Annotated in this window: 18 protein-coding genes; 11 read left to right on the top strand and 7 right to left on the bottom strand. The window is 66.7% G+C overall.

The window, feature by feature from the left end; all coding sequences use genetic code 11:
- Window position 1 precedes the first annotated feature (1 nt).
- Window positions 2-568 (bottom strand): YqgE/AlgH family protein, encoded by a 567-nt coding sequence (locus tag P8R42_26165; GenBank protein MDG2308076.1) that lies wholly within the window; start codon window positions 566-568, stop codon window positions 2-4.
- 65 nt (window positions 569-633) lie between these two features.
- On the opposite strand from P8R42_26165, the gene P8R42_26170 reads away from it, so the two are divergent.
- Together P8R42_26170 and P8R42_26175 are read left to right on the top strand one after the other, a co-directional pair.
- Entirely contained in the window at window positions 634-1,827 is a 1,194-nt protein-coding gene (locus P8R42_26170) for an MFS transporter (protein MDG2308077.1), read from the top strand.
- Window positions 1,828-1,851: 24 nt separating this feature from the next.
- Window positions 1,852-2,949: an SGNH/GDSL hydrolase family protein gene (locus P8R42_26175; protein ID MDG2308078.1), complete on the top strand. Its 1,098-nt coding sequence runs from the start codon at window positions 1,852-1,854 to the stop codon at window positions 2,947-2,949.
- A gap of 200 nt (window positions 2,950-3,149) precedes the next feature.
- On the opposite strand, the gene P8R42_26180 is transcribed toward P8R42_26175, so the two are convergent.
- Both P8R42_26180 and P8R42_26185 read right to left on the bottom strand, forming a co-directional pair.
- Window positions 3,150-3,557, bottom strand: coding sequence for an OB-fold domain-containing protein (locus P8R42_26180; protein MDG2308079.1), 408 nt, complete (start codon window positions 3,555-3,557; stop codon window positions 3,150-3,152).
- Window positions 3,558-4,730 (bottom strand): thiolase family protein, encoded by a 1,173-nt coding sequence (locus tag P8R42_26185; protein ID MDG2308080.1) that lies wholly within the window; start codon window positions 4,728-4,730, stop codon window positions 3,558-3,560.
- 267 nt (window positions 4,731-4,997) lie between these two features.
- On the opposite strand from P8R42_26185, the gene P8R42_26190 reads away from it, so the two are divergent.
- The 6 genes from P8R42_26190 (at window position 4,998) to P8R42_26215 (ending at window position 11,642) form a co-directional block, all read left to right on the top strand.
- A complete protein-coding gene (locus P8R42_26190; protein ID MDG2308081.1) occupies window positions 4,998-5,606 on the top strand; it encodes an RNA polymerase sigma factor in 609 nt (202 codons plus the stop codon).
- Window positions 5,603-6,100: a hypothetical protein gene (locus P8R42_26195; protein ID MDG2308082.1), complete on the top strand. Its 498-nt coding sequence runs from the start codon at window positions 5,603-5,605 to the stop codon at window positions 6,098-6,100. Before P8R42_26190 ends, P8R42_26195 begins: the two co-directional genes overlap by 4 nt.
- A gap of 40 nt (window positions 6,101-6,140) precedes the next feature.
- Window positions 6,141-6,674, top strand: a complete 534-nt coding sequence (locus P8R42_26200; protein ID MDG2308083.1) for a periplasmic heavy metal sensor — start codon at window positions 6,141-6,143, stop codon at window positions 6,672-6,674.
- A 68-nt stretch (window positions 6,675-6,742) separates the two neighbouring features.
- Entirely contained in the window at window positions 6,743-8,704 is a 1,962-nt protein-coding gene (locus P8R42_26205; GenBank protein ID MDG2308084.1) for a PQQ-binding-like beta-propeller repeat protein, read from the top strand.
- Between the two features lie 17 nt (window positions 8,705-8,721).
- Window positions 8,722-9,585, top strand: a complete 864-nt coding sequence (locus tag P8R42_26210; protein MDG2308085.1) for a rhomboid family intramembrane serine protease — start codon at window positions 8,722-8,724, stop codon at window positions 9,583-9,585.
- Window positions 9,586-9,626: 41 nt separating this feature from the next.
- Window positions 9,627-11,642 carry a YfhO family protein gene (locus tag P8R42_26215; GenBank protein ID MDG2308086.1) on the top strand — a complete coding sequence of 672 codons (2,016 nt, stop codon included), beginning with the start codon at window positions 9,627-9,629 and terminating at the stop codon, window positions 11,640-11,642.
- Here P8R42_26215 and P8R42_26220 read toward each other — a convergent pair.
- Entirely contained in the window at window positions 11,624-12,934 is a 1,311-nt protein-coding gene (locus P8R42_26220; protein MDG2308087.1) for a D-alanyl-D-alanine carboxypeptidase, read from the bottom strand. The genes P8R42_26215 and P8R42_26220 overlap by 19 nt on opposite strands.
- Before the next feature lie 146 nt (window positions 12,935-13,080).
- Here P8R42_26220 and P8R42_26225 point away from each other — a divergent pair, with 146 nt between their 5' ends.
- Both P8R42_26225 and P8R42_26230 read left to right on the top strand, forming a co-directional pair.
- On the top strand, window positions 13,081-14,166 hold the full coding sequence (locus P8R42_26225; GenBank protein ID MDG2308088.1) for a L,D-transpeptidase family protein: 1,086 nt from the start codon (window positions 13,081-13,083) through the stop codon (window positions 14,164-14,166).
- Complete coding sequence (locus tag P8R42_26230; GenBank protein MDG2308089.1) at window positions 14,120-14,314, top strand: YjbQ family protein; 195 nt, start codon at window positions 14,120-14,122, stop codon at window positions 14,312-14,314. Before P8R42_26225 ends, P8R42_26230 begins: the two co-directional genes overlap by 47 nt.
- 87 nt (window positions 14,315-14,401) lie before the next feature.
- Here P8R42_26230 and P8R42_26235 read toward each other — a convergent pair whose 3' ends face one another.
- Window positions 14,402-14,779, bottom strand: a complete 378-nt coding sequence (locus P8R42_26235; protein ID MDG2308090.1) for a hypothetical protein — start codon at window positions 14,777-14,779, stop codon at window positions 14,402-14,404.
- A gap of 371 nt (window positions 14,780-15,150) precedes the next feature.
- Between P8R42_26235 and P8R42_26240 the strand changes: the two genes are divergently transcribed.
- Window positions 15,151-15,525 carry a hypothetical protein gene (locus P8R42_26240; protein MDG2308091.1) on the top strand — a complete coding sequence of 125 codons (375 nt, stop codon included), beginning with the start codon at window positions 15,151-15,153 and terminating at the stop codon, window positions 15,523-15,525.
- Window positions 15,526-15,537: 12 nt separating this feature from the next.
- On the opposite strand, the gene P8R42_26245 is transcribed toward P8R42_26240, so the two are convergent.
- Together P8R42_26245 and P8R42_26250 are read right to left on the bottom strand one after the other, a co-directional pair.
- Window positions 15,538-16,926: a glutamate--cysteine ligase gene (locus P8R42_26245; GenBank protein MDG2308092.1), complete on the bottom strand. Its 1,389-nt coding sequence runs from the start codon at window positions 16,924-16,926 to the stop codon at window positions 15,538-15,540.
- A 93-nt stretch (window positions 16,927-17,019) separates the two neighbouring features.
- Entirely contained in the window at window positions 17,020-17,574 is a 555-nt protein-coding gene (locus tag P8R42_26250) for a L,D-transpeptidase (protein MDG2308093.1), read from the bottom strand.
- Between the last annotated feature and the right edge of the window lie 113 nt (window positions 17,575-17,687).

Genomic DNA, 17,687 nt, shown 5'->3' on the forward strand with positions numbered 1-17,687 from the left:
TTCAGTGGATGCCCGGCCCGGGCGAGATGGCACTCGGCTCGACGCCGAGGGAGCGAATCGCGCTCTCCCACACCTTCTCGGATGGCGTGTGGAAGATCAGATCCATGCTGACCGGTACGGTGAGCCAGGCCGACGCGGCCAGCTCGGTATCGAGTTGCCCCGGTCCCCATCCCGCGTAGCCCAAGAGCAGCCGTGCGCGATCGGGTTCGCAGTGGCGGGGGTCGCCGCCGAGCACGCTCGTGAGATGCGACTGGGAACTCGACATGAAGATTCCGTCGCACACGTTCAACGTCTCGCCTTCCGCCGGCTCGTCGCGACACAGGAGCCAGCCGCGCTCCTGATTGACGGGGCCCCCCTCCCAGACCGTGAGGGGGAGGTCGCCGACATCTTCGGACTCGAGCTCGAGGAGTTCGCTGGCGGGGATCTCGAGGGGACGGTTCACGATGAAGCCCAGGGCTCCGTCGTCGCCGTGGCGGCACAGGAGAACGACCGAACGATGAAAGTTCGGATCTTCGAGCTGTGGCATGGCCAGCAGCAAGCCTGGGGTGAGTCCGTCTGCGGTCGGCATTCCTCGTGCTCCCCGGTCAAGCGTATCCTGGCAGTAGGCCAGGAACAATGGTTTCAAATTGATGCGTGTCGCAGATCCCATCCCATGAGCGTGCCAATCTCTGGGTCGTCTGCGCAGCGCAGTTTCTATGCCTCGCGGGCATGACCGCCATCCTCCCGCTGCTCCCGCTCTACCTCGAGCAGATCGGGGTCGAGGGGCAGGACAACGTCCGCTACTGGACCGGCGCTCTGAGTGCCGCACCCTTCGTGATCGCGATCTTTGCTACGCCGATGTGGGGCGCCCTCGCCGACCGCATCGGGCACAAACCGATGGTCGTGCGCTCGGTAATTGGCATCGCGATCGTGAGCGCGGGCATGGGCTTCGCCACGGCGCCGATCGAACTGCTCGCATGGCGAGGCCTCCAGGGAGCCGTGAGCGGCGTGTTCCCCGCCGCGGTGGGCCTTCTCACGACGCTCACCCCGGAGGCGCGAATGGGTCGCTCCCTGGCGATCCTGCAGGCGACTCGGTCAGGCGGGGTGCTCTCCGGTCCCCTCATCGGGGGCGTGCTGGCCGACGTCGTCGGGATCCGACCGTTGTTCCTCGGCGTGGGAGCGATCGCGATCGTCACCGCCGGCGTCTGCATGCTCGTCCTCGAAGAACGGAGCGAGGCACCGCAGCCGCAGAACGCGCTCGGAACACCGCGGTGGCGCGACCTCATGGGCCAGCGCTCGGTGCTGGGGATGCTGGCGGTGGTTCTGATCTACCAGGTCGCCGTCATGTCCTCGTGGCCGACGATGGCTCTCTTCGTCGAACAGCTCGGCATCGAGAAGGACGCCGTCGCTACGATGACCGGCGTCGTGATCTTCGCGCAGGGTCTTCCGGCGATGCTCTTGGCGACGAGCTGGGTCCGCCTCGTTCCCCGGTTCGGCCTCGCGCGGGTCCTCGGAACGGCCGTCATTCTGTCCGGCGTGCTGAACTTCGCAGTGGGGCTCGCGCCGGGCATCGTGAGCGTCCTGGTCCTGCGCGCCCTCACCGGCGCGGCGATGGCCGGCTTCATCCCGCTCTCGTTCCAATGGTTGAACGGCTACGCGCCCGAAAACGCGCGTGGACGAATGGCCGGGATCAGCTCGACGTCCATGATGCTGGGCAACGTCATCGGTTCGTTCCTCGGAAGCTGGCTGTCGGTGGAGATCGGGCTGGGGGCCACGTTCTGGGTGCCCGGAATCGTCCTCACGATCACAGGCGTCACTTTCGCTATCGCATCGCGCTCGCGGCGCTGAGCCAGATTCCATAGGCTCTGTCGGATGACCCGATGTGCGCGCGCCCTCTCCATCATGGTCACCGCAATCGTCGTCGGGTTCGTCGGACTGGAGATCAACCTCCGTGTGTTCGGGGGACCCATCCAGATCTTCAACCCCCTGAACGGCTTCCACGACGGCGACTCGGTCCTGGGGTGGCGCGGCAAGAAGAACATCGCGCGGCGCTTCCACACCCCGGAGTTCGACGTGCTGGTCCGTCAGGATGCGGACGGCTTCCGCGCCCCCGAGCCTCCACGCCCCGATGGCGCGCCGGCAAACCTTCTGGTCCTGGGCGACTCCCTCGCGTGGGGTTGGGGCGTGGAACAAGGCGAGATCTTCACCGACCATCTCCAGCGTGCCCTCGCCCCCGACGTCGCCGTCTACAACCGAGCCGTGAACGGATTTTCGACCGGGCAGGAATACCTCCTGCTGCAGCAGGAACTCGACGAGCGGGACTACGCCGGCGTCCTCCTCATCGTGAGTCGCACAGACATCGGGGACAACGCGGATGACAAGAAACACCGGCCGGCCTTCGACCTAACCAGAGGCGAGCTCACGGACCGCAACCAACCACCGCCCGGCGCGCTGAAGAACCCCGTCGAGCGCTTGATCGACGACCACAGCTACGCGGTCAACTTCATCTCGTGGCAGTTCGCGGCTTTGAAGCGGTGGAAGCAGACATTCGAGAAACCGCGCGAGGAGATTCCTCGCCACGTGCCCGAACCCCACGAAGTCCCGACGCCACCGGTGGACGACGAGAGCCCCGGGGCCCGCGCGATGCCGGGGTACGGCGTCTCCGAGCGCTTGCTTCTGGAGATCGTTCGAACGTGTCGTGAGCGCGGCGTTCCGCTGCACCTCGCCTACTCCACCACGTACCTGCAACAACGACACACTCCGGTCGACGCCGGCTTCCGCGATCTCGTCGAGGAGATCGCCGCGCGCGAGGATACGAGCTTCGTCGACCTGAGCGACGCGCTCGAGGCGTTGTACACAGACGGCGTGCCGGCACTCATTCCGCGCGACGGGCACTGGAGCGCTGCGGGTCATCGCGCCGTGGCCGATGTGTTTCTCGCGAGCGGCGTGCTCTCCCCGCGGTCCCCGTGAAAAGGATGACCCAGGTGCGGGGGATTGCTTCGGGCCTACTCACATAAGTAGGTGGGTGCCGCTTGTTCGCGTCGGGCTTCCCGCAGCACCCGCGGGCTTGTCCTCTAACGACCAGAGGTAGCTCCCTATTCAACAGATGTAGGCAGAACGCTGACCCGCACCCGGGTCGACGCGAGCCTACCACCGTTGCCGCGCCGATCCTATGCCCTTCTCGGCCGAAACTGGGGCAAACAAACGTCCGTTCCGCGCGGCTCGAAAACGACCTCCACCGGAAGACCGACGCGCAGTTCTTCCTTCGGGCAATCGAGAATGTTCGTCATCATGCGAGGCCCTTCTTCGAGCCGGGTGACGACGACGGCGTACGGCACCTCGCCCGCGTATGCCGGGTGATACACCTGGTGCATCCAGAAGAAGCTGTACACTTCACCGCGGCCGGACACCGGCGTCCATTCGCTCTCGGTCCAAAGGCATTTCGCACAGAGGCCCCGCGCGGGGAACCGGAGTGTGCCGCACGACACACACCGCTGGACTTCGAGTCGGCCCTCCTTGGCGGCAGCGAAGAACGGTTCGAGTTCCGGAGGTACGGTTGGAATGATCGGTTCGGACATCTACGAAGCGCTCCTTCCGAAGATCATCGTCGAGTGCGTCGACAGGATGCCGCCGTTCCCGCTGACCAGTGCCAAGTCGTGCTTCGGAACCTGGCGCTCGCCCCCGTCGCCGCGGATTTGAATGACCGCCTCGGAAATCGGCGTCATCCCCCACATGTAGAACGAGGAGAGCTGACCGCCGCCGGTGTTCACGGGGAGTTCACCCTCGGGTCCGATGCGGCCGTTCTCGACGAAGGCACCGCCCTCACCCTTTTTGCAGAAGCCGTAGTCCTCGAGAGTCACCAGGACCGTGAACGTGTAGCAGTCGTAGAGTTCACAGAAGTCGATGTCGGAGAGGCCGACATCGGCCATGTCGAGTGCCGCCTTCCCGGCCAGGACGGCACCGGACGAGAGGGTCTCGAGGGGATCACCACCCGGGTGCCCCTGCGCAATGCCCCGCACGTGCACCGGGGGTCGCTTCAGGTCCTTCGCGCGGTCGGCGCTGGTGACGATCACCGCGACCCCACCGTTCGACACGAGACAGCAGTCGAGAAGGTGGAACGGCTCGGCCACCCAGCGAGACGCGTGGTAGTCCTCGATCGTCAGGGGCCTGCCACAGAACTGCGCGGACGGATTCCCCTGCGCGAAGGCGCGCTCGCTCACGGCGATCGCACCGAGCTGATCCTGCGTGGTCCCGTACTCGTGCATGTGGCGCTGGGCGACCAGCGCGTAGCGACCGTTCACGCCGAACATGCCGTACGCCGCCTCCAGGCCGCCGGAATGAGCGTACGCGCTCGCCGTTCCGCCGCTCTTCTTGCCCGACTGCGATTTCGGCGCCTTCAGAGGAGCGTCCGAGAAGACGCACGCGACGGTCGACGCCATCCCCGCCTCGATCGCGAGCGCGGCCTGCATGATCATGGCGCCGGCGCTGGCACCGCCCAGGCTGATCGATGCGCTGAGGCTCAGGTTCGAGAGTCCCATCGCCTGCTGGACGGCGAACGAGCCCATCGAACCGGAGAGGCCCCAGCTGAGGCCCGGGTTCACGAGGAGCCCGTCGAGGTCCACCGGTTCGAGACCCGCGTCGTCGAGGGCGAGCCGAATCGCGTCGACGGCGAATCCAACAGCGCTTTTGCCGTAGACCTTGCCCTGGTCGGTGACACCGAGCCCGGCGATGGCCGTGTGAGTCGGGAGCATGGTTCGAACTGTTAGGGGTGGACCCCGAAACCGACAAGGTGCGGGAATCTGGGATTTCTGCATCCCGCCGCGACGGGTCTTGGCGCGCCGGCGGTGGAAGCAGGGCGAACGGAACACCGATCATGACGCCCCCACCCTCATTCCCCCTCACACCTGGTCGGCCGCCAGAGGGCGGCCGGTAGGTAGGCGACCCGTTTGGTTGCCTGGAAACCTCTGGCGCTGGATCCCCCCTCCCGCGCCTGGGCACGGCACGTCCATGCGAGTGGTTTGCGTGGGCGCGCCGTCGCCTCCAAGGATGCCGCGGTGGCGGAGCAGCGCGATAGCAACGAGCAGCTCATGGTCCGTGTCGGTCGGGGAGACCGCGACGCGTGCCGGCTTCTCGTGGAGCGCCACCTCGGCCGAATCCACGCGTTCACCACCCGCGTTCTCGGGAATCGCAGCGAGGGCGAAGACGTCGCGCAGGAGGTGTTCCTGCGACTGTGGAAGCACGCTTCGCGCTGGCAACCGACCGGCGCCAAGCTCACGACCTGGCTCCACCGCATCGCACTCAATCTATGCTTGAACCTTAAGGAGCGCCGGCGTGAAATCCCGAGCGAGCACGTCCCCGATGCCGCCGATCCCGGCCCCGGGCCGGCGGAGGCCGTCCGCCGCAAAGAAATGGAGCGGCACGTGAACGATGCACTCGCCGAACTTCCGACGAACCAGCGCGCCGCAATCACTCTGTGCCACTACCAGGGCATGCGTCAGGCGGCGGCCGCGGAGATCCTGGGCTTGAGCGTCGAGGCCCTGGAGTCTCTCCTCGCGCGCGGGCGCCGTGGCATGCGCTCCCGCCTGGCGGGCGTGGCGAAAGAGCTTCTCGAAGGAGGGACTCCGTGAACGACCGACTGGAAAGACTACACGAAGTCCTGGCCGCCTACGGCGCCTCCGAGGACTGCTGGCCGGTCGAAGATCGCGCAGCGCTGCTCACCCTGCTCGAAGAGTCCGAGCCCGCGAGAGCCTTGCGGGACGAAGCGGCAGACCTGGATTCGCTACTCGACCTCGGCGGTGCGATCGACGCGCCGACCCGAGCACTCAAAGACCGCATCCTCGATGCCGCGCCGGGCGGGCCGGCTCCCAAGCGGACCTGGCGCTGGGCACCTCTGGTTCCCATTGCGGCCGCAGCCGCCCTGGCACTGTGGATCGCAGCGGAGCCACGCGCTCCACAGGTGGCCGAGGCCCCCATCGAAATCGCCATAGCCGATCTCGGAATCTACACCACACCAACAGACGTCCTTCTCGCAACCGACGGATTCGATCCGCTCGCGAGTGTACCTGCATACGACTGCGAGGGGTCCGGGCTCGGTTGCCCGGAGCTGGACCTCGACGCCTGAGAACGACGACCGATGCAGGGGGTTCAAGGAGAATGAAGACATGAGAACCAAATTCTGGCTCGCGCTCACCGTGACCGTACTTCTCGTTCCGATGACCGCGGATGCCCAACCTTACGGCGGCCGCTCGGGCGGCATGGGAAGGAGCGGTGGCGGCATGCGCGGCCAGCCGACCTTCATGGCCGAGCTGTACCCGCCCGAAATCATCATGCGGAATCAGTCCGAACTCGGCCTGAGTGACTCGCAGAAGACGGGCATCATGGCCGCCACGCGGGAAACGCGAGACGCGCTCGACCCAATCCAATGGGAGCTTCAGGAAAAACAACAAAGCCTTACGGCCCTCGTCTCCGCGCCCACGATCGACGAGGCGGCCCTCCTCGCGCAGGCCGAAGAGGTGATGGGCCTCGAGATGCAATTGAAGAAGCAGCACCTCCTCCTGCTGGTGAGGATCAAGAACCAGCTGACCCCCGAGCAACAGCAAAAGGCGAAGAGTCTGCGCGGGAGCGGGCGACGAGGCAGCTCCGGTGGTGGGCACGGCGGGCGGCCCCGCGGTGGTCCGCCGGGCGGGCGACCCTGATCAACCGGTCAGCATGGACGTCGCAAAGGACCTTGCCTCTGACGAGAGATTCCATCACCCAATGGTGAATGCCCCTCCTCCAAATCGCGAGCGCGGCTTTCGGCCTGGCCTTGGCCATCGTCGTGTCGGGCTGCTCCGACACGACGCTTGGGACGGACGCACAAGACGAGGCGACGCTGCAGCCGACCTCGACCGCGGAGTGGCGGACTTACGGCGGCAGTCTCGCGCGCACGTTCTTCCAGCCGGGTGACACGGGGATCACCGCCGAGAACGCCTCGCGTCTCGTGCCACTGTGGACGTTCACGACGGGCGCGGTCGTCACCGCATCCCCCATCGTCGCGAACGTCGAGCTTCCGGGCGAGGGCTCGGTCCAGACGGTCTTCACACCGTCGTGGGACGGCCACCTCTACGCACTGCGCGGAGCGGACGGCAGCCTCGTGTGGTCCTACGAGTTCAAGCCGCACGCGGGCGGCAGCTACCCGCAAGCGGGTTCCGCTTCCGTCGACGAGATCGACGGTCGGCTCACCGTGTTCATCGCGAGCGGGATGACCCTGTACGCCCTCGACGCGGCGACCGGTGAGTTCCTCTGGGAGTTCGACGCGGGAACGGGGTGTACGGACTGCGACTTCCTCACCGAGCGCAACGAAGTGATCTCCTCGCCGGGCGTGTTCGAGGGCGTGGTCTACTTCGGGATGGACGTGAACGACTTCGGAGACGGGAAGGGCGGCTTCTACGCGGTCGACGCCCGTGACGGGACGCTGGTCTGGTACTTCGACGTCGTGACGGGCTCGTCCTGTCGCCCCAACCCCGGCGACCAGATCCATCGCTTCGACGGCTACCACTCGGCTGAGGAGCTCGGCCTCGCGGACGACTTCTTCGCGACGCGCGAAGGCTGCAACCACGACCGCAGCGGCGTGCGCTGCGGAAGCGTCTGGTCCTCGGGGGCGATCGATCCCAAGCGCCGGCTGATCTACTCGGCGTCAAGCAACTGCGACACCGACGACGACCCCGAAACCCGCGAGCCCCCGCCCCCGATGCCCCCTTACGACGAGGCTCTCTTCGCTCTCCACCTGGACACGGGCGAGGCCGCCTGGGTTTGGCGTCCCCGCGAGGTCGACAACGACGATCTCGCCTTCGGCGCCGTCCCAAACCTCTTCGAGATCGAAGCCGGTGGCGCGGCGCGAGAGGTCGTCGGGATCGGCGGCAAGGACGGCGTGTACTACACGCTCGACCGCGACGGGGTGAACGAGATCACCGACCGCATCGAGCCCTACTGGCAGACCAAGGTCGTCCCGGGCGGCGATATCGGCGGAATCATCGCGAGCGCGGCCGTCGGGGGTGGACATGTGCACTTCAGCACGGCCATCGGCACCGATCTGTCGCAGATGCAGACCCCCGCCGCGTGGAGTCTCGACGCGACGACCGGCGGCGTGCGCTGGGCGAACGAGGACGCCCTGCCGAGCTTCGCGCCGACCAGTGCGATTCCCGGCGTGGTGTTCATGGGCTCGATCGGCGGCACCATCTTTGTCTACGACGCCGAGACCGGCGAGATCCTGAATCGCCTGAGTGTCGGCGGGCCGGCCTCTTCTCCGTCCACCGTCGTCGATGGGCGCGTCTTTGTGGGCGCGGGAACCGGAGCGCGCGGCGGCTCGCCCGCCGCGATCGCCTTCCAGACGTCCCTGCTACCGAGTCCGATCTCGGCGTTCTGCGTCGCCGGGACCGAGGGCTGCCCGGAGAACGGCACCTGCGACGACGGCAACGAGTGCACCGCCGACGTCCGCACGAGTGACGGCCTCTGCGTGAACGACCGGATCGACAACGGCACGGCGTGTACCGTGGGTGCCTTCGAAGGCAGCTGCATCGACGGCGTCTGCCTCCTGAATCAGGCGCTCTGCGACGATCAGAACCAGTGCACGGACGACCAGACGACCCGAGGCGGATGCCGGTTCGAACCGGTCCCCGACGATACGCCCTGCGTCGTCCGCGACGATGCAGGAACGTGCTCCCGCGGTGTGTGCGTTTCCCTCTAAGCGGGTAGAACCATCCAATGGACGAGGATCTCGACGATGGCCTCGTCGCCGTACTGCACGGCGTGCCCGAGAGCCGCCTCCTAGAGGTCCTGGCCCTTCTGGGCTCCGAGGGGATCGAGGCCGACTACCGTGCCCGCGACGGCGCGATCCTGGTTGCGCCGCTGGACGAGAACGCGGCCCGCCGCACGCTCGTCGACGTCGACCTCTCGCCGCCTGAACCCGAGCCCGACAAGGACAGGGAACCGACCGTGGTCTGGTCCCGGCGCGGGACGAACGCTCTGTTCGCGGTCGTCCTCGTCTGCGCGGCGGTGTTCTGGAGCACTCACCTCTCGGGCGAGGCGGTGACCCGCGCCCGGATGCTCGCCCACGGCGCGATCTCCTGGAGCCTGGTCGAGAGCGGCGAGCTCTGGCGGCTCCTCGCAGCCGTGTTCATCCACTTCGACGGCGCCCACATCCTCACGAACATGCTGACGCTAGCCCTGATCGGGCCGCCCCTCTCCCACCATCTCGGTGCGGGCCGCTTCCTCATCGTCTTTGTGGTGTCCGGGGTCGCGGGCAACGTGCTGAGCCACTTCATGGTACCGACCGTCGGCCTCAAGGCGGGCGCCTCCGGCGCGGTCGCCGGGGTCCTCGGGGCCCTCGCGGGGCAGACGCTTCGACCCGAATTCCGGGGCCCGTTCCGCCGCTGGCAGGTCTTGGGGGCCCTGGGCGCCGTCTACGCGCTCCTGGTCGGCGCGGGGCCAGGGAAAGACAACGCGGCCCACGCGGGTGGACTCCTCGCAGGGCTCCTCCTGGGGCGACTCCTGACGCCTCTGGAAGCACGCTCGGAAAAGCCGCCCCCTGAGGGCGACGATCCGGTCCTCACGGGCCCCCCGGGCTGAACCTTTCAGGACTCCGGGCCTCCGGCCGATGAACCCTCGTGGTGTCGGCGAGGGGAGAGGGGCGGACCAGGGTAGCGACGATCGCTGCGCTCGGCGCGGTGGTGGCTGTGGTCGCGTGGTTCCAAGCACCGTTCCTGCTCGACCGGGAGATCGTCGTCGAGCGTGACGCGCTCTCCTCCATCCTGCCGATCCGCGCCTTCCTCGCGCACGCGCTCCAGCAGGGCTCGTGGCCGATGTGGAATCCCGCGCCCGTCCTCGGCAAGCCGTTTCTTCCAGAATGGCAGACGGGGCTGTTCTACCCCCCGAGCCTGTTCCTGCTGGTCCCTCCGTTCTCGCGCGGGTTCAATCTGTTCTTTTCGTTCCACTACGTTTGGACGGCCGTGGGCGCCTTCCTGCTCCTCCGCGCGCTCGGCACGACCCGTCCGGCAGCGTGGCTCGGAGCTCTGGTCTGGACGCTCGGCGGTCCACTGGTTTCGCTCGGACATCTCTTGAACCACCTGATGGCGGTGTCGTGGTTGCCGTGGGTTTTGTGGGGATGGGCGCGCAGCGGCGACCTCCGGGCTCGAATCGTCACGTCGAGCGTCTTGCTCGCGATCGCGCTTCTGACGGGAAGCCCGGAGATGGCGCTGCTCATCGCAGGTCTCCTCCTAGTCCTCGCGCGCGATGTCCGGGCCCTCTGGGTACCGCCGATCGCAGCGATGCTCGCAGCCATGCAGCTCGTGCCTGTCTGGCTCTACCTGGAAACGACGCATCGAGGTGCCCACGGCCTCTCGACCGAGAACGTTCTCGCCTTCTCCACGCCGATCTGGCGACTGGCCGAACTCGTCTACCCGGGTGATCCCGGCCCAGGCGCGTTCTTGCCATCACTCTACGTCGGTCCGATTCCGGTCCTGCTCGCGCTGGTCGGGCTACTGTTCGTGCCGACGCTCACTCGCTTGCTGGCGACCCTGGTCGCGTTGGTACTCCTCGGAATCGCGTTCGGTTCCAACGCGGCGATCCTGCCGTTCCTGCACGAGCACGTCTCCGGCATCGATCTCCTTCGCTATCCCGAGAAGCTCCTCGTCGGCGTGCACGCCTTGCTCGCGCTCGGCGCGGCCTGGGGACTGTCCGGAATCGCGTCCCGGTGGCCCGGACGGATCGGGGTCGCCGCGGCGGCGGCTCTCGCCCTTGTGGCGGTGGCAGACCTCGCCCGCGTGAACCGAAACGTCCTGTTCACGATGACGCCGCAGGCCCTGTTCGCTCCGCCCGACGCCGCGCGCGCCATGGGCGCTGCCACGGCCCCGACCGAGATGGTCCGCTACTACGCAAACTCCCGCGGCGCGCCGACCCCGGAGACGCTCGCCGAGGCGACGGAGATCGACCGCGAGCTTCTGTACGCGGCAACCGGCGAGCTGTATGGGCTCGCGAACGTCAACACGCCCGCGTCCCTCAATCTGATTGAACACGAGCGTCTCAACCGAACACTCGAGAGCCTCCCGCAAGAGAAGGCTCTCGAGACGCTGCACGCTCTCGGCACTCGGTGGATCACGAGCTTCACTGAACTCCGGGGCGATCGGGTTCGTCCCATCTCCATCGGGGTGGACCGAGCCAAGCTCTACTCGCTCGGAAGCGACGCTCCCCGCGCCTTCGTCGCGCAACAGGTCGGCGTCGCCCTCGGCCCGGAGGCGGCGCTCGATCGATTCGCAAGGTCCGAAGTACCGCTCGGGATGGCCGTGGTCGAGGGCATCGGCGTCCACGACATTGCGTACCGTCCTCCGGACCGGTGGGAGGTCCAGTGGGTCGAAGCCGGGAACGACCGTCTCACCTTGGATGTCGCGGTCGACGCTCCCGGACTCCTCGTGGTGAACGACAGCTTCCTCGAGGGCTGGCGTGCGTCCGTCGACGGCGCGCCCGCGGCGCTCGAACGGGTGAACGGCCTGGTCCGGGGCGTATGGCTCGCCGCGGGCGAACATCGGGTGACGATGCGATACCGGCCGCCGGGCCTGGCGATCGGATGCGCACTCAGCCTCGCGACGCTCGTCGGCCTGTTGCTCGTCTCCTACCGCGGCGGAAAGTAGCGCACGCCGCGAGCACAGCCCGATCCGGTGCACCCGCGCCGGACGTTGCCCTCGGGCCGGAACGACCGGACGTAGGCGGGCGGCTCCGTACTGCGATGAAGCGCGGCGACTCTCTGCGGAGACGGCGGGCGCGCCGTGAGTGCGGCCGAACGGGCGCGCGGCTGCGATCCCGTGAGCGCGGCCGAGCGCGGCCGGGTTGAGGCCGCGAGCGCGGCGGAACGCGGCCGCGGCGGAGGCTCGAGCGCCGCCGAGCGTGGCCGGTTAGACCTGGCACCGTATGCCGACGCGGGCTTGGACACACTGGCCGTCACGGTCGGTTTCGCGACGGTCTTCGGCGCGGCCTTGGCGACCACCTTCGGGGCCAGCTTGGGCGCAGGCTTCGGTGCAGCTTTCGCGACGAACTTGGGTGCGGGCTTCGGTGCGTCCTTGGAAACGACCTTCGGCTTGGCCGCAGGCTTCGGCGCAGATTTGCTCTTCGCGCTGGCGACCTGCACGCGTGGCCACTCGGCCTTGCCGTCGCCCTTGTGAGCCCACTGGACGAGCTTCTTGCTGTCGCCCCAGAGGTCCTTTGCGCCGAGCACGACGATGATGGCCTCGCGGCCCTCGTACGTGGCCGCGCCGGCAAAGCAGCGCCCAGCCGCGCGCGTGTAGCCCGTCTTGCCGATCACCGAAGCGAAGTAGCCCTTCAGCAGCCTGTTCTTGTTGTGGAGGGAGACGGTCTTCACCTTCGACCCCCGCACCCGGATCTTACGCGTCTGGGTGCCCGCAACGCGTCGAAAGCCCGGCACGTCGAGTGCCGCCCGCAGGATCTTTCCGAGATCCCGGGCGGTCGTGAGGTGTTGGGAATGGCTCAAGCCGGACGGGTTGCGGAACGTCGTCTTCTTGGCGCCGGCCTTTCGCGCCCGCGCCTCCATCAACTTCGCGAACTTCTCGACACTGCCGCCTAGCCCCTCGGCGACGACAACCGCGCCATCGTTGGCCGACTTCAGCATCAGGGAATACGTCAGGTCGCGCAGGGTGACCTTCTGGCCGGACCGGAGATGGAGCTTCGACGGAACCTGCTTCTGGGCCCGCTTGCTGACCTTGAAGGACTCGTCGAGCCGACCGCTCTCGAGCGCGAGCACCGTGGTGACGATCTTCGTGGTGCTGGCCGGGGCGCGTTTCTGGTCCGGATTCTTCGACCACAGGACCTCTCCGGTCTTCGCATCCATCACCAGCGCCGCCCGCGCGGTGACCTTGGGCCCCGCCGCTTGCGCCGTCGTGATCCCGAGGACCACTCCTAGAGCCGCCACCGAGAGGACAACGCCCCTGGACCGGCGCTCCGCCGCTTTCCACACCTCCGTCACCACAACCCCCCTTAAGTTTTATACGACATTTGGAGGCGAGGAAAGTCGGCCGGCTTGTCTACCGAAAGTGGCGCCGATAGAACGGGAGCGCGGTGTGGCGGTGTAGGACACGGACGATCCTGCTGGGCCTGAGTCTCTTTCTCCTCTGCGCGTCGAGTTCGGCGGCGCGCGAATGGGTCGAAGAGGACTTCGGTCAGCTCCCCGTTGCCGTCTATAGTTTCGTGCCCCCCGGTGAGGCGCGTCCTGGCGAGGCACGGACGGTGATCGGCGAGCTCTCGCGCCACGAGCCCACGACGGGCGACACGTTCTACGACGTCGGCCGCTACTACGGCCTGGGGCACAACGAGATGGTCGGGGCGAACCCGGACGTCGACGAGTGGATTCCCGCCCAGGGCGACGAGGACATCGTTCTGCCGACCCGGTGGATCCTGCCCTGCTGCCGGTACGAGGGCCTCGTCATCAACATCCCCGAGATGCGGCTGTACTACTATCCACCGCACAAGAAGGGGGAGCCCCGCACGGTGATCACCCACGCTGTCGGCCTCGGCCGAACGCAGTGGCGGACGCCGCAGGGGGACTTCCGCATCACCGAGAAGACCGTCGACCCCACCTGGGTGATCCCCGAGTCGATCCGAAAAGAACGGATCGAGGAGAAGGGGCTGCACGACAAGATGATCAAGGGCGGCACCCCCGAGAACCCGCTCGGCCGCTACCGCATGCGGCTCTCGATCCCGCTCTACGCGATCCACGGCACCAACATTCCGTGGGGCGTGGGCATGTCCGTGAGTCACGGGTGCATCCGCATGTACCCCGAGGACATCGACCGGCTCTATCCGAAGACGCGGGTCGGGACGACCGGCGAGTTCGTCTACGAGACGGTGAAGGTCGGAGAGATGGGCGGCCGCATCTACGTCGAGGCCCACGAGGACATTTACGGCGAACAACCGGGGCGTTGGCGCCATGCGGTGTCCGTGCTCGAGGAGCGGGGTGTGCTGAACCTCGTCGACGAACAGAAGCTCCACACCGCCGTCACCGAAATGCGTGGGATCCCGATCGACGTCTCGCGGGACGACCTGGATCTCATCGATCCGCGGCCGGGAGCCTTCCGGCCCTTGGCCAGCAACGAGATCGATGCCGACGATTCATATCCGCACCCAAAACCCGTCGCAGGTAGTTGATGTCACCCACCAGGTCGCCGACCTGGTGGCAGACGGGGAGATCGAGGGCGGGCTCTGCCACGTCTTCGTACCGCATGCGACCGCCGCCATCATGCTCGTCGAACTCGATGGGCCACGGGATCGAACGATCCGCGTGACGCTGACTTAGAAGGCGCCTTGGGTCCCAAACGCAACGCGCCGGTCGCTCTTCCAGAGAGCGACCGGCGCGTCGAACATCATCGATTGGCAGACATGATCAGTGCGCGATGACCCCCTCCTGGGTCGGGCTCGGCGGCACCACAGCAGGTGCTTCTGCCGGCGCTTCCGCAGCTGTCACCGCCCTGTCATCGCGCCAGCGATGCAGCCCCTGGCGAATGTAGTCGGGATTCATGTCGACGATCTGGCAGATGTTCTCGAACGAGAACAGCCAGCGCGTATCCGGGGACATGATCCACTCATACGATTCGGCGAAGAGCTGCTTTCCGCGCAGATCATTCGTGTGCGCGTACTTTTGAAAACAATCGATGGCGTCCTCCAGCACCGCGAGCATCAAACGCCGCTCACGGTCGAAGCCCGCCTCCTTACGAAAGAACGAGAAGAACTGACCAGGCAGGAGAACGTCCGGTTCAAACAAACCACCCGACCTGTCCTGGATTGCGGCCCCACGAGTTCGCATCTTACCCCCTTGCAGTGAACTCCAAATCAGCACTCGAAGCAGGCACGTACACCCCCTGTTTACGGCTCCCCCGAGGTCGCGAAAGCTAACGCGGTCTTACTGGCGCGACAAAATGATTTCTCCTGATTTATAACATGATCTAAACTAATTCAAGATTCCAAAGGCCCTGATGGCGTTGGGATCGCCGGGTTCGTGCGCTATACGCGGCGGAAGGTGCGCCTTGGGGCGCCGGCGAGACGCTTAAAACCAAGAGAAGAGGCATTCCAATGGTCGATACCCCAGCACCGTCAAATCAAACTTCAACGAACGCAGGCAGCACGACCGGCGCGATGATCGGCTGGGGACTCATTGGCGTCGCCACCCTCGGTTTCATCTGGTTCGTCGTCACGCAGATCGGCGCCGGCTGGGAAGGCCGTGAGACCGAAGCTCGGGAGATCGTCCAGAACTACAAGAGCCCTGAGATGCAGTACACGCTGAAGGACCAGCTGATCGAGTTCGGCAACAAGGCTCGGGAGAAGGGTCGCTTCATCGGCACATTCGCGTGGAGCACCACGCAGGACGAAGGCCCCATGTATCGCGTCTCGCTCGTCTGGAAGGACGACAGCGCTACCAAGAAGGCCACCTGGCTCGTCAATCTTCAGGACGGCTCGATCGACCCCGAAGGCGACGAAGCCAAGCAGTTCATGAAGCCCCCCGAGGTCTGAGGCGGGGCCGGGCTATTCCGCCGGGTTTCGGTAGGCGGAAGAGTCCATCAACCAACGGACGTCGTCGGCTTCGGCGTTGCGCTCCCAGTCGGCAAGGAAGCCCTCGGCGATCGTGATGCCGGTGTCCACGCGATCCCGAACCGAGTCCAGGTAGATCTCTTCGGTGTCGCCCGCTGCGTTCTTGCGGCCCTGACGGCGAAGCCCCTCGGACGCGATGGCGACGAGCTCGCGGGCGAGGTCCCCGACCTTGTGATGTCCCGCCAAGGCGCGGAAGCCCTCGCGGTAGGTCCGGTGAAGGGTCTCGACCCGGTCCTCGAACGACCAGCCCTTCACCAGGTCCCAGGCGCCCTCCATGCAGTCGTCCTCGTAAAGGATCCCCTTGGAGAGGGCGGAGAGCGCCAGCATCGATTCGGGCGGCTGGCTATCGGCCATCCGCAGCTCGATGTACGTCTTGAGCCGCGTCTCCGGAAAGAGCGTGGAGAGGTGGAGGGCGAAGTCGCCCACTGTCGCGTGCAGGTCGCCCACGCCTTCCTTCCAGAACTGCCGGAACGGCACCCCGGTTAGGTCGTGGTAGTCACGCCCGCGCTTCACGAAGTACATCGGTGCGTCCAGGGCCCAATCGCAGTAGTCCTCAAAGCCCGCCTGCGGCGAAAAGAGGAAGGGCAGCATGCCGCATCGCGAAGCGTCCGTGTCCGTCCAAATCTGACCACGGAAGGACAGGAACCCGCTCGGGCGGCCGTCGCAGACCGGCGAGTTCGCGAAGATCGCGTTCATCACGGGCGCGAGCGCCGTCGAGATCCGCATCTTCTTCATGGCGTCCTGCTCGCTGTGGTAGTCGAGATTCACCTGGACGGTCGCCGTCTGCTTCATCATGCGCTGGCCGTAGCTCCCGACCTTCTGCATGTACGGCGCCATGATCCGGTAGCGCCTTTTCGGAACCCACTCGATCTCGTCCAACTTAGAGAAGGGCTGGATGCCGAGGCCGAGGAACGCGACTCCCAGGGGCTCGGCCACGACGGTGATCTCGTTCACGTGCTCGTCCAGCTCGGCCTGGGCCTCGTGGAGCGTCTCGCACTCTCGGCCGGACAGCTCGATCTGCCCGCCCGGCTCGAGGGTGATCTCGCCGCCTGGGCGCGAGAGACCGATCACCCGGCCCGCTTCTTCCTGTGGCTCCCAACCGAAGCGATCCGCCAGGTCGCGGAGAATCCGCTCGACGCCGCGGTCCCCGCTAAACGGGATGGCCGCGCCGGTCTCCCGATCGACGGCGACCTTCTCGTACTCGGTGCCGATCCGGAAATCTTCGCGGGGCCGTGCGCCCCTCTCAAAGTGCTCGATGAGCTGATCGAGGCTCTCGATCGGCGCAGCGTCGGGACCGCTCAGGTCGGCGATGTAATCACTCATGGGGACGGTTCGGGCCCAAGTCCCCGGAACCGGCGAACCTCGACTCCCGGAACCGTAGAGGCCACCTCGGCCGGTCGCAAATAAGGCCGATGCTCAGTCCTCGATGAGGACGAGCGTGCCCCGGGGGACGGTGGAGTAGATGTCGCGGACGTCTGCATCGAGCAGGGAGATGCAACCGTAGGTCCAATCCACTCCGCCCTCGTTCAGGATCGGCTCGTCGCTGCCGTGGATCCCGATCTGACTCCCGGGCCCGTTGGTCACCAGCCCCTTCGCGGCGGCTGCGCGGTGCACCTCGAGATCCCGCACGTTTGGATAGTCCAGCAGGATGAACCTCGACCACCGCGGATGCCGTCGCCGCCCGGCCATGCGGTAGAGCCCGAGCGGCGTCTTGCGGTCGCCCTCGTAGAGCTTGTCCCCGGCATTCCGGCCAAAGGACACGTGGTGATACGTCCGCACCCGCGCGCCGCGGCGGTAGACGGATACCGTGCGGCAGGTCCGCTTCACGAGAACGAACCAATCCTCCCCCCGGGCCCATTCGAGCGGCGCCCGCTCATCCGAGACGAGTGCCGGCTCGGGCACCGGCGTGGCGGACTTCACCGGCAAGTGGCACGCCGACACCAAGAAGAGAGCGACCGCTCCCAGGGCCACACCGACCCTCCATCCACCCCAAACCTCCGCCACGAAGACCGTTATCGGGCGCGGCAACGCGCGTTGCAACGGCATTGGACAAGCGTTCCGTCGCAGTTAAAGAGACCCCGTTC

Source organism: Candidatus Binatia bacterium, assembly GCA_029243485.1.
GTDB lineage: Bacteria > Desulfobacterota > Binatia > UBA12015 > UBA12015 > VGTG01.

What these genes read in the sequence shown, in the direction of transcription:
- P8R42_26240 (MDG2308091.1), top strand. Translation starts at nt 15,151, where the DNA reads ATGATCGGCTGGGGACTCATTGGCGTCGCCACCCTCGGTTTCATCTGG.
- P8R42_26165 (MDG2308076.1), bottom strand. Translation starts at nt 568, where the DNA reads ATGCCGACCGCAGACGGACTCACCCCAGGCTTGCTGCTGGCCATGCCA.
- P8R42_26175 (MDG2308078.1), top strand. Translation starts at nt 1,852, where the DNA reads ATGACCCGATGTGCGCGCGCCCTCTCCATCATGGTCACCGCAATCGTC.
- P8R42_26185 (MDG2308080.1), bottom strand. Translation starts at nt 4,730, where the DNA reads ATGCTCCCGACTCACACGGCCATCGCCGGGCTCGGTGTCACCGACCAG.
- P8R42_26230 (MDG2308089.1), top strand. Translation starts at nt 14,120, where the DNA reads ATGCCGACGATTCATATCCGCACCCAAAACCCGTCGCAGGTAGTTGAT.
- P8R42_26180 (MDG2308079.1), bottom strand. Translation starts at nt 3,557, where the DNA reads ATGTCCGAACCGATCATTCCAACCGTACCTCCGGAACTCGAACCGTTC.
- P8R42_26245 (MDG2308092.1), bottom strand. Translation starts at nt 16,926, where the DNA reads ATGAGTGATTACATCGCCGACCTGAGCGGTCCCGACGCTGCGCCGATC.
- P8R42_26210 (MDG2308085.1), top strand. Translation starts at nt 8,722, where the DNA reads ATGGACGAGGATCTCGACGATGGCCTCGTCGCCGTACTGCACGGCGTG.
- P8R42_26200 (MDG2308083.1), top strand. Translation starts at nt 6,141, where the DNA reads ATGAGAACCAAATTCTGGCTCGCGCTCACCGTGACCGTACTTCTCGTT.
- P8R42_26205 (MDG2308084.1), top strand. Translation starts at nt 6,743, where the DNA reads ATGCCCCTCCTCCAAATCGCGAGCGCGGCTTTCGGCCTGGCCTTGGCC.